The sequence below is a fragment of the Mesorhizobium sp. P2_E9 genome (assembly GCF_056403815.1).
Genome location: NZ_JBFUET010000037.1, coordinates 1 through 12103 on the forward strand (window position 1 = coordinate 1; position 12103 = coordinate 12103).

The window sequence follows — 12103 nt, forward strand, 5'->3', positions numbered from 1 at the left end:
CCGTTAAGGAGGTCGCACAGGTCGGCGCGGTTCTCGGTCGGGAGTTCTCCTACGAATTGCTGGCAGCGGTCGCACAGCGAAATGCCGCTGATCTAAATGGCGCACTGGATCAACTCGGAGGCGCCGGTCTGGTGTTCTGCCGCGGGACGCGGCCACTGGCCACTTACCTCTTCAAGCATGCGCTCGTTCAGGATGCAGCGTATGGCACGCTGCTGCGCGCTAAGCGCCAGGAGCTACATAAGCGTGTCGCAGATGTGTTGGAGGAAAAATGGACGGAAATCACTGAAGCGCAACCCGAGCTCCTCGCGCACCACCTTCAGCAAGCTGGGGATTGGGCGGGCGCGCTCGATCACTGGCAAAAGGCGGGAAGGGCCGCGGTGGCCAGAGCTGCCACTCGCGAAGCCGTGTCGCACTTTGCCAGTGCTATTGACTGCAGCAGGAGACTTGGCGATGTGTCCGGCGGCGCCGAACGGATGACACGTCTCCACCTTGCGATGGCCAATGCCTTGATGCAGGCTGAAGGGTATCGTTCTGAGCGCCTTGGGAAGACGCTTGAGGATGCACGTCTTGCCGCCGCGAACACTGCATCGGTCGAATTGCAATGTGACGTTGCGCTTTCACTCGCCGCATTTTTTTATGCCACTGGGCGCAATCACGATTACCTGACCCTGGCCGAAGAGCAGCTCGCAAACGGTGCCGATCTCCTTCCAACGGCCCATCTGGGTGGTCTTTGGGCAACGAAGGGAATTGCTCATTCCAACCGAGGAGAACAACCACTGGCAGCGGAGGCATTGCGGAATGCCTTAGATCTGATTGATCGTGTTGACCCAAGTCGTCGCATTTCGTTCGCCGGTGCGGATCAACGTGTGTCTGCCCAGGCATATTTCAGCGAATCGCTGATTATATTGGGTCTCTTTGATGCTGCAGTCGAAGAGAAAGAGTGCCTGACGCGAGATTTTGACCAGCTCGATAAGCCCTTCGACCTCGCGTGGCATCTTCTCGTGCAATGCCAATTGTGCGGGCTACTCGGCCAATACAAGGAATTACTCGATAACGCTACGAAGATCGTCGAGATTTGCGAACGGCATGGCTACACGGCGCGTCGAAGCAGTGGCCTCAGGTGGCGTGGCCATGCCCGCTCGCATCTAGGTGACCTGGATGCCGGCATCGATGACGTCCGGGAGAGTGTGGTTCTTTGGCGTGGGCAGGGCGTCGTATTTCATACCCCTGAGAAAGTATGCGAACTTTGTGATCTTCTCCTGCGGGCCGGTCGTATCGAAGATGCATCGCAAATGCTTGATGATGTCGATACCCTCATTTGCGACACGGACGAGGCGAGCTATCTGGCAGAATGTATCCGCCTTCGTGGCCGGATCGCAGCGGATAGAGGTGACCTGACCGGTGCCGCGCACCTTTTCGAAGCAGCGATTGCTACTGCCCGTCGGCAGCAAGCGAGACTTTTCGAGCTTCGCGCCGCAACGCAACTAGCACCAGTTCTGGCACGTCAAGGTCGTGTCCATGAGGCCGCGACGCGTCTGCAAGCGGTGGTCCACACATTTAACACTAGGTATCCAATCGTCGACCTCATCGCGGCACAAAGGGCGCTGGACGCCCTGAGCCGCTGAGGTCGCACCATCTGCGTGGATTCCGACAACGTTGTTTGCGAGCTTGGCTCATTGCGCGCCCGAGACGCGCGTTCGTTTGGACTGGAATGTAACGGAATTGAGACGTTCACGCTTGTCCCCGCGTAGGTCCGAACATGACGCTACTTGCTCGTTCCCGTGGATGAGACGAATGGCAACATTTGCGACCCGTTGCGGACGCTCGATCGCAGAAGGCGTACGGTGGAGTTTGACCAATCCGGCCATTGTCGTTGGGAGGCACGAAGGTCTTGGAAGACCGAAGGCGGGATTGGGGTCTCCCGCCGCAGGAGGCAAGTGAGATGGGTATGGCGTGATCGCGGAAGATGGCCCGGAGCACGGCACCGGCTTCTCCGGAAATCGCTTGCTAGTAGCGCCAACCTTGCTTGAATTCGTCGATGAACCATCGCTCGACGTCGTCCCGCACCGAAGTACTGCTTCGGAATTTCAAGTGGCCCGGCGACTTCTGCTCGAGCCAAGAAAAGAAATCGGAAAATCTTGGCTTCTCCGGCTGATGAGGAAGCCCACGCTCTTCAGCCCATTTTGTGCAAAAGTAGCGAACACCCTGTTCTGCTTCATCCTTTGTCATGAAGGATGATGACAGGTGATCACCCGAAGGCAAGTGTTCTGCTCCGACACAAAAGCAAGGCACCGACGACGCCGGTCCGTCCGAATGGCACGTATGACAGCCATCCGCGTCGCCACGTCTCGCCGATCAATTTGTGACGGCGAGAGCGACAACCCGCCGAGCTTTACAGCCAAAAGGAAAGTCGGCGGCCCATCTTTCAATGAGCATTGCCTGAACCCGCCGACCTGCGGATCGCCAGTGGCCCCGCGATTCACAGCTTTGCCGGAACGAAGGCGTGCCGTCTAGCAATGTAGGCGTGTACAGGTCCAGGTGCGGAAGTCCGGGCGTTGATCCCGAGTATTCCGTTCTGTGGACCTGCTTCTTGCGCGATCCGACTTTCCCCCATACGAAAGCGGAATAGCAATAGGAGTTGATGAATGACCGAAGAGAACAATCGCCAGAACGCGGAATTGATGGAATTGACCGCGGATATTGTCGCGGCGTTTGTCCAAAATAACGCAGTACCCGTAGCAGGCCTGCCCGACCTTATTTCTTCGGTGAATTCCGCTCTCGTTAGCCTAGTCAAGCCAGCTGTAGTTGAGCAGCCAACACAGACCCCGGCGGTCAATCCGAAAAAATCCGTGTTTCCCGACCATATCATTTCCTTGGAAGATGGGCGCAAGTTCAAGTCGATGAAACGGCACTTGGGCTTGCTTGGCATAACGCCTGACGAGTATCGAGCCAAGTGGGGGTTGGCGCGGGACTACCCTATGGTGGCACCAAGCTACGCTGCACAACGGTCAGAGCTGGCGAAGTCCATCGGACTTGGTCGGAAGGCGGGCGCAATAATGCCGGCCAAGAAGGAGCCAGCTAAGAAGGCGCCGACCAAGAAGGCGGCAGCCAAGCGGGTGAAGGCCTAAGAACCGGCTTCAGGCAAGCGGACTAATGCGGTGACGCGCCAATCTATTGCCGAAGAACTTGCAAGCGCGGCCGCATTGCGGATGTCGCTTGGCAGTTGACTGTAAGAATGCGGTCGTTTCGCTCGTTTTTAGCAGTTAATTATGAGAATGATCGGGCTGAGATTCTCAAATTAACTGCTAAGGAATTAACTCCCAGACCACGCGATTTGGGCATTCGTGGCCGAGCCACAGCAGATACGGCTCCGCCGATTCTCGAGCGCTATTCTCAAATTACCTGCAGCGGCCCGGTACTATTATCAAATTAAATGCTCATTCTCAACTTACGTGCAAAGCTAAACCTCTGATATCATTGACTTTGGATTCTCACAATTAACTCCAAGCGACACTAGGCGATCACTTTCGCGCCCGGAATTACTCTGTGCCGCACTTCTTAACTCTGCCGTTTCCTCAATGAGATACGTCATCTCTCCCTGAACGCCTCCGAAGTTACCTTGGCGAGAGGCGAGAGCAGGTAATCGATCACGCGGCGGCTGTCGGTCTTGATTTCGACGGTCACGGTCATTCCCGAAGTCAGAGGGATCATCCCCCCGTCTATGTTCATCGCCTGTTCCTCGATCGTGATGGTGACCGGGAAGACGAAGCTCTGGGGCTGTCCAGTCTGACTGGTGGGCGCGGCGTTGGTCGTATTGGCGGAGGCAGCTGCATTGGCGAGGCCACGCTTGGCCTCCTGCTCCTCGACCGCTTCGGAAGCGATGCGCGTCACTCTGCCGTGCAGCACGCCGAAACGGGTGAAGGGGAAGGCGTCGACCTTGATCGCCGCGCTCTGGCCGGGCTTGATAAAGCCGATGTCGAGGTTGGCGACGAGCGCCTCAACCTGCAGCGCCCCATCCGTCGGCGCTACGACCAGGAGCTGCTGCCCGGTGGTCACGACTTGGCCGACCGTGGTCACGGCGATCTGTTGCGCAATGCCGTCGGCCGGTGAATAGAACATGGTACGCGCGAGGCGAGCGTCCGCCTTGGCAACTGCCTGTTTAGCCTCGTCCGCCTTGCGCTCGGCGTCGGCGAGCTTGTTCTCATTGTCGGCTACGAATTGCGAGAGCGTCATGATCTTCTCGCTCCCAAGCTCCGTCAGGGCGGCGTCGGTCTCGATCAGTTCCCCTTCGTCCGACGCGAGCGACGATTGCGATTTTTCCAGCTGCTGCGTGGAGTCGTAGAGATTGATCTTGCTGCCGACTTCGCGATCGAGCGCCTCCTGGCGGGTGCCGACGAGCTGGGCCAGTGTTTCGATCAACTTGTTCTGGTAGGCTATGCTCATATCAAGGCGCTGGCGCGTCGCCTCCTTCTGCAAGATCTGCTTGTCGAGGCTCAGCAAGGCGCCGACGAGCTGGTTGACGTCGGCCGTCAGCACTGAAGCCTCGCGCAGGCGGACCGCCTCCGGCAGCTCGACGCCCCACACGATTCGCGGCTCGGGGTCGGCGGCGGCTTGCGCCAGCTGCGCGACGATGACCTCGCCCGCGTTCGCCTCGCTCGATTTTGCTGGACCGTCGAGCACGGCGCGCGCCGTCGCGATGGCGAAGCGTCGGCGCGCGCTTTCGGCGAGGTTCGCATTGAGCTCGTCGCGCTGCGCGTTCTCTTCCGCCGCTGCCTCTGCGGGATCTAACTCCAGGAGCAGGTCTCCTGCCCTCACGCGCTGCCCGTTCTGAACATGTATTGCGGCGACCTTGCCGGGATCGAGCGGCTGGATCACCTTGGCGTGCCCGGCCGTATCGATCTTGCCGGGCGCCACCGCGTGCACGTCGAGCCGACCGTAGAACGACCAGGCGAGCGCGGCTGCGAAGAAAGCGCAAATCGTCAGCATCGTGATGACGGACAGCGGCGGCGCCGGCGTTTCCAGGATTTCGATCGCCGCCGGCAGGAATTCGCGATCGCGACCGGAGATGACCGGGGCCGGTCGGTTGGCCGGCTGCGGCGACGCCGGAGGGAGCGGCGGCAAGGTTCTTTCGTTCATGTCCCGGCCCTCGCCTGATCCGACTGCAGCGCCCAGAGCCGAGCGTAGAGGCCGCCCTTGCGCGCGAGGAGTTCCTCGTGGCTTCCGATCTCGACGATCTCGCCCCTTTCCATTCCGACGATGCGCGTACACGGGCGCACCGCCGCCAGGCGATGGGCGATGATCAGCACCGTGCGGCCGCGCACGATCGCGCGCATATTCTCCTGGACGATGCGTTCGCTCTCGTAGTCGAGCGCCGAGGTCGCCTCGTCGAAGATGAGGATGCGTGGATTGGTGGCGAGCGCGCGGGCGATGGCGATGCGTTGGCGCTGTCCTCCCGAGAGATTGGCGCCGCGCTCCTCGATAATCGTGTCATAGCCTTGCGGCATCTGCGCGATGAAATCGTCGGCGCCGGCGAGCCTGGCTGCCTGGATCACCCACGCCCGCGCCACGGCGGGATCGCCGAGCGCGATGTTTTCGTGGATCGACCGGTTGAACAGGATGTTTTCCTGCAACACGACTCCTATTTGTCGGCGAAGCCAACCCGGATCGAGCTGGGCGATGTCGATGCCGTCGAGCATCACCTGCCCAGCCTGCGGCGAATAGAGCCGTTGCACCACCTTGACCAGCGTCGACTTGCCCGAGCCCGACGCACCGACGAAGCCGATGACTTCGCCCGCGCCGATCGACAGCGTGATGTTGCGCAGGGCCTCAGTCGCGTCTGGTCGATAGCGCAGCGACACGCCGCGCAGCTCGATTTCGCCCTTCGGGGGCGGCAGCGTCAGCAGGTTCTGAGGCACGGGTTCTGGCGGCGTGTTCAGGATGTCGCCGAGCCGCGCCACCGAAACCTGGACCTGCTGGAAGTCCTGCCAGAGCTGCGAGAGGCGAAGGATCGGCGCAACGACCTGGGAGGCGATCATGTTGAAGGCGATCAGCTCACCGACCGTCATCGCGCCGTTGATTACAGCCTCAGCGCCGAAGAGCAGGATCAGCGCCGTCGTCACCTTGCTCACATACTGGATGAGGTTCTGGCCGAGCGCGCCGGTGACACCGGCGTCGAACGAGGTGCGGACGTAGGACGCGAGCCGCTCCTCCCATTGCGCCTGCATCATCGGCTCGACGCTCGCCGCCTTCAGGGTCGGCGCCCCGACGATCGACTCGACAAGAAACTGCTGCGAGCGCGCGCCGCGGTTGAACTTTTCATTGATCTGCTCGCGAAGAACCGGGCGGATCAGCACCGCAATCAGAAGATAGACCGGGATCGTGCCGAGCACGACCAGCGTCAGCGTGGGCGAATAGATGAACATCACGACAAAGAAGACCAGCGTGAACACGAGATCGAGCAGCGAGGTCAGCCCCTGTCCGGTCAGGAAGTTGCGGATCGTCTCGAGCTCGCGCACTCGCGCGACGGTCTGGCCGGTCGCGCGCGTCTCGAAATAGGCGAGCGGCAGGCGGAAGAGGTGATGGAACAGGCGCCGGCCAAGCTCGACATCAATCCGGTTGGTGGTGTGGCTCAGCGTATAGGTGCGCAGGAATTGCAGGACCGACTCGAACAGTCCCAGAGTTACCAGACCGACGATCAGTACGGTGAGCGTCGACACCCCCTTGTGCACCAGCACCTTGTCGACGATGAGCTGGAAGAAAACCGGCGTGATAAGAGCGAACAGTTGCACGAAGAGCGACGCGAGCACGACCTGAGCGAGAGGCCGCCGGTAACGCAGGATCGAGGGCAGGAACCAGCGGAATCCGAACGTATTGGGATTGGTCCCCGCGCCGCCGAGCCGGCGCGTGACCAGCACCACTTCGCCGGACGACAGCGCGGCGATCTCCTCGATCGCGAGTTCCTGGGCGACGGGCGCAATAGGATCGATCAGCCGGGCTTGGCCCCTCGCCGAACCCGCCGCCAAGATGCCGAAGCGTCCAGTTCGCAAGCCGATCAGCGCGGGATAGGGAACGGCGGCGAGGCGCTTGGCAGTGACGCCACGCAGAATGCGCGAGCGCAGCTCCAGGATATTGGCGCCGCGGACGATATCCTCGGCCGCTGCGAACCGGCCCGTCAGCGCGAGCTGATGGCGCATTTGCGCCGGGTCGGCGGCGATGCGGTAGTAGCCCGCGATCAGTGCAAGAGCAGCGAGGCCAGAATCAAGCGCCTGGGCCGCCGAAGGCGGATCGGCAGCGTCCTCTCGGCTCAAGACGCTGTTCATCGGTTCCCCCTAGCGAGGTCGCTCTAGCCGATCAGACTCGTTGCCGTGAGATGAATATTGCCGGCAAGGGCGACTTCCATCAACTGGGTGCTCGTTTGCGACAAAGCCCCACTCGTTGGATTGACGTAGACCAGTGTCTGGTTGGCGACTGCGTTGTAAATCCAGGCGATGCTGTCCGGGTTCACGTTCTTGCTGGTGCTGTTCAAGGTTTGGACGCTGTAGGTCGGACCCAGGATTGCCTGGAAGTTGAGCACGTCATTGATGGCGCCCTTGCCCGTCATGGCGCTGAAGCCGGTGATGGTATCGTGTCCGGTCGCCGTGTTCGGGCTGTCATTGACTGAACTGAACATAAATGTGTCGGCAACCGTGTGGCCCGATACATTGATCGAGTCCGCCCCGGCACCGGCCGTGATCGTGTCGCCGCCATGCAGCGCAGTGATCGAGTCATTGCCGCTGCCCGTCGCGATAGTGTGCGGAGCGGTTCCGGTGGTGGTGACGGAGAGATTGCCCGTGTAAGAGCCGGCCGACAGGTTGCCGCCCTCAGTTACACTGGCAGCGTGACTGCCGGTCAAGGTCAGCTTCTGCCCTTGAGTCATCGCCGACGCGTTGATCGTGTCGGTGCCGCCGCCGGTCGCGATCGACAGCGCGGGTGTCGCCGCGGTTGTGACGGTCAGGGCACCGGTCACGCTGGTCGCTGTCAGATTGCGTTGCAGGTCTGTCACCGCGAAGCTTTCGCTCCCCGCGAGTGTCAGGCCGGCACCGGCCGCGAGCGCGCCGGCGTTGACGTTGAGCGTGCCGCTGTTGCTGTCGGTAATGCTAGTCGTTCCGTTGCCGGTGGTCACCGCTGCGATTTTTGACGCGGCGGCGGCCGCGCCGAGCGTGACGGTACTTGCGCCAGTCAGGGCGAGGGTCAGGATGTTGAAGGCGTGTGCGAAATCGGCGTCGACGAGCGTCGCCGGCGCGGTGATGTCGATTATATCCGAGCCGCCATTGCCGATGATCGCCGCCGCCGAGACGAGCGCGGCCTCCGAGGCGAAATTGAAAATGTCATTGCCCGGCGTCCCCTCGAACCAGGGCGCAGACGCGACGCTCACGTTGCCAGCGGGGTCGGTGGCAGTGACCGAGTAGGCGCGGATCGCGCCGTTGTTCTGGGCCGTGGGGAACGACCAGGCGCCGCCCGCATTCGCGGTCGTCGTGCCGAGCTTCGTGGCACCGTCAAAGACGGTGACCGTTGAGCCGGCCTCGGCGGACCCGCCCAAATTCCATACGCCACTGACCAGAACCGCGCTCGTGACCGCGGGCCGCGAGGGGGCCGCGGTGTCGACGGCAAACGTGAAAGCCGCGCTCGTCGCCGTGTTGCCGGCGGCATCGGTCGCGGTTGCCACTGCACTGTAGCTTTGGCCGTTGGTGAGGCCGCTAAGCGCCAGTGACCAGCTGCCATTGGCCTGTACGGTCGCCGTCTGCGCCGGCCCCCCATTGACACTGACGGTGACGGTGTCGCCCGCCTCCGCGAGGCCTGTCAGCGTCGTCGAGCCGCTGTTGAAATGGGCTGCGTTGATATAGGCCTTGCCGTCTGTGCCGAGCGTGACGGCAGTGTCGGCAATCGCGCTCTCGCTCGTCGTGGTGTCGACCTTGAAAGCAAAGGCCGCGCTCGTCGCCGTGTTGCCGGCGGCATCGGTCGCGGTTGCCACTGCACTGTAGCTTTGGCCGTTGGTGAGGCCACTCAGCGCCAATGACCAAGTTCCAGCGGCGGCGACCGTCGCCGCCTGCGCTGGCCCCCCATTGACGCTGACGGTGACCGTGTCGCCCGCCTCCGCCGTGCCTGTCAGCGTCGTTGAGCCGCTGTTGAAATGGGCTGCGTTGATATAGGCCTTGCCGTCTGTGCCGAGCGTGACGGCAGTGTCGGCAATCGCGCTCTCGCTCGTCGTGGTGTCGACCTTGAAAGCAAAGGCCGCGCTCGTCGCCGTGTTGCCGGCGGCATCGGTCGCGGTTGCCACTGCACTGTAGCTTTGGCCGTTGGTGAGGCCGCTAAGCGCCAGTGACCAGCTGCCATTGGCCTGTACGGTCGCCGTCTGCGCCGGCCCCCCATTGACACTGACGGTGACGGTGTCGCCTGCGTCCGCGAGGCCTGTCAGCGTCGTCGAGCCGCTGTTGAAATGGGCTGCGTTGATATAGGCCTTGCCGTCTGTGCCGAGCGTGACGGCGCTATCGGATATCGTCAGCGTACCGGGTGTATTGATTAGAACATCAATTCCATTGTTGGTCGACAGAACGATATCGAGCTTTCCGTCACGATTAAAGTCAGCAATGCTAATTGTACCGTTAGCGCCAGGCACGCTGATTTCTCTTGGTGATTGAAATGTTCCGTCACCATTGCCGTACAAAATATCGACGGACTGTCGGCCGTCATTATTGGCGACAATGTCCAGTTTGCCATCGCCATTGATGTCGCCAACCGCGAAATCGTACAAGAAGGAAGACCCTAAATTGGAAATCTGATAGGAAATAGGATTGGGCGCAAACGTTCCGTCGCCGTTCCCGACAAACACCGTCACTGTCCCGGCAGAACGATCCGCTACGATGAGGTCAGGATGGCCAGTCCCCAGGTCCGCCACCTTGACCATAAACGGATCAACCGCTTGTAGATCAGCCTCTCGCGTAAAGTTGCCGTGCCCATCGTTCATATATACGTTGAGTGTGCCGCCTTGTATGTTGCTAATAATGATGTCGTTATGCCCATTTCCCAAGTCACCCACGGTGAAGTTATATGGAACGTTTCCCGCTTGAAGCGCGATAGGCGGATTGTATCCTCCGCTGCCATTCGCGTACGAAATAGACAGCTCGCTGCCGTAATACCCGACGGCAATGATGTCGGGAATCCCGTCGCCATTCAGATCGGCGGCATAGGCTTGCGTAGCGACGAAACTGCCGCTGGCCAATGGAATTGTTGCTTCGGAGCTAAAGGCGCCGTTCCCGTCCCCGACGAGTAGCTGAACTCCGCCACTGTAAGTTTCCGCAGAGACAACATCCAAATTTCCGTCGCCGTTGACGTCTGCCAGCATCCAGCCTTGCGGGTCTATAATTGAACTCGTCGGCCCGGTCGTGAATGTGCCGTCGCCGTTGCCAAGGAGCGTGCCTAGCGTTCCTGTATTGTAATTTGTGTAGACAATATCTGTCTTTCCGTCGTTCGTGACGTCCCCAACTTGAATGCCGTCGTAAGCAATTGCCCCAATGTTATTCACATTTGTCGTCAGAGCGAAGCCAAACGAACTCACCGCCGTAGTCTTGACAGTAAAGTTGTACGTCGGGCTGGTAGCCGCGTTTCCGGCAGCGTCGCTCGCCGTCGCCACCGCCGAATAGGTCTGGCCGTCGGTTAGGCCACTCAGGGTGAACGACCAACTACCATCAGCTTGTGCGGTCGCCGCCTGTGCCGCCCCCCCGTTGATGCTGACGGTGACCGTGTCGCCAGCCTCCGCCGTGCCCGTCAGCGTCGTTGAACCGCTGTTGAAATGGGCTGCGTTGATGTAGGCCTTGCCGTCGCTGCCGATCGTCACGGCACTGTCGGCGATCGCGCTCTCGCTGGTAGTCGTGTCAAGAACCACGGAATTTCCTGTGACCGGCGTGAACGAATTGCCGGCGCTGTCGGTGATGACCTGCAGCGACGAGGTGATCGAACCATCGGCAAGCGAGCTCAGATTGGCCGTGTAGGCTGCCTGGCCGCTTGTGACATTGACGACCACAGTCTTGTTATTGGCATCGGTGAAAGTCACCGTGCCAGTATCCTCACTATCGAGGCCCCCAACCGTGAACGCCACCGTGCCGGCACCGGCTGCCCCGATCGGGGTTGCCGAGTTGGCATTGACCGTCAGCGAAAGCGCCGCCTGCTCGCCGCTGTCGTCGTCCGTGACACCCCCTTGCAACGTATCGACAATCGGCGAGCTGGAGCCCGTATTCCCCGCCGTGTCGGTCATCGAGGCGACGATGCTGTTGGTCCCGAAGTAGGGCAAATTGACGCTCGCGGAGAATGAGCCGTCAGCCTGCACCGTCACTGGCGAGGACGTCGGAAGCGCCACGTCATTGTCGGTGAACGTGACCGCCTGGCCGGCGACGACGCTCAAACCTACGCCGCTTGAGACTGTGCCGGTAATCGTCTGGCTCGCTACGCTGCTCGCTTCCGCCGCGCTTGTGATCGCCACAATTGGTGCAGCCGTGTCGATCGTCAAGTGCAGGTCCTGATTGGCGAGACCACCGAGCGGATGTCCCGCCTGGTCGGTGATTGTTCCGCCCGCCAGCGCGGTAGTGACGAGGTCTGGCGTGTCCTGCCCGGCTTGCACCGTGTAGGTGAAGGTCAGCGCATTTGTCCCGGCGCCTGAGGTGTAAACGGCTTGCCCGCCATTGTTGAGCAGCACGGCGGGCGTTCCGCTGATCATCATCGGTTCGGTTCCGCCCAGGGTGATTGTCACAACATGCCCGGCGTTGAGGCTCGTCGCGCCGTTATCGGTCGCGACCGAAACCGAGTCGACCGCCAGGGGGGTCTGCACCCAGTTGATATCGGTTCCGCCGTTTCCGTCGCTGCTGAAGGTTACGGCGTCGCCGGTGAGGTTGCCGGAAACGTTGAAGGTCAGCTGCTGGTTGTTGGTCTCGGTCACGGTCAGCGTCGAACCGTTATAGGACACGGCGCTGACGGCGACGCCGGCGAGGTCGAGCGTGGTGGCGAGCCCGGCGCCGGTGATGGCGCCGGTGAAGGTCGCTGGCGCGTCGAGTCTGAGCGTTCCCGGTCCGGC

General features: G+C 61.2%; 6 protein-coding genes. 3 read left to right on the plus strand and 3 right to left on the minus strand.

The window, feature by feature from the left end; genetic code table 11:
* The 3 genes from AC1D05_RS35315 to AC1D05_RS35325 all read left to right on the plus strand — a co-directional run.
* Positions 1-1625 (plus strand): ATP-binding protein (locus AC1D05_RS35315; RefSeq protein ID WP_477447562.1); only part of this gene is annotated, 1625 nt, incomplete at its 5' end.
* A 328-nt stretch (positions 1626-1953) separates the two neighbouring features.
* Positions 1954-2238 (plus strand): hypothetical protein, encoded by a 285-nt coding sequence (locus AC1D05_RS35320; RefSeq protein ID WP_477447564.1) that lies wholly within the window; start codon positions 1954-1956, stop codon positions 2236-2238.
* A gap of 407 nt (positions 2239-2645) precedes the next feature.
* Complete coding sequence (locus AC1D05_RS35325; RefSeq protein ID WP_477447565.1) at positions 2646-3128, plus strand: Ros/MucR family transcriptional regulator; 483 nt, start codon at positions 2646-2648, stop codon at positions 3126-3128.
* A 460-nt stretch (positions 3129-3588) separates the two neighbouring features.
* Here AC1D05_RS35325 and AC1D05_RS35330 read toward each other — a convergent pair whose 3' ends face one another.
* The 3 genes from AC1D05_RS35330 to AC1D05_RS35340 are packed head-to-tail and all read right to left on the minus strand — an operon-like array spanning position 3589 to position 11968.
* A complete protein-coding gene (locus tag AC1D05_RS35330; protein ID WP_477447567.1) occupies positions 3589-5136 on the minus strand; it encodes an HlyD family type I secretion periplasmic adaptor subunit in 1548 nt (515 codons plus the stop codon).
* Positions 5133-7319, minus strand: a complete 2187-nt coding sequence (locus AC1D05_RS35335) for a type I secretion system permease/ATPase (protein WP_477447569.1) — start codon at positions 7317-7319, stop codon at positions 5133-5135. The genes AC1D05_RS35330 and AC1D05_RS35335 overlap by 4 nt, the downstream gene beginning before the upstream one ends.
* A gap of 23 nt (positions 7320-7342) precedes the next feature.
* Complete coding sequence (locus AC1D05_RS35340; RefSeq protein WP_477447571.1) at positions 7343-11968, minus strand: beta strand repeat-containing protein; 4626 nt, start codon at positions 11966-11968, stop codon at positions 7343-7345.
* Positions 11969-12103: the final 135 nt, after the last annotated feature.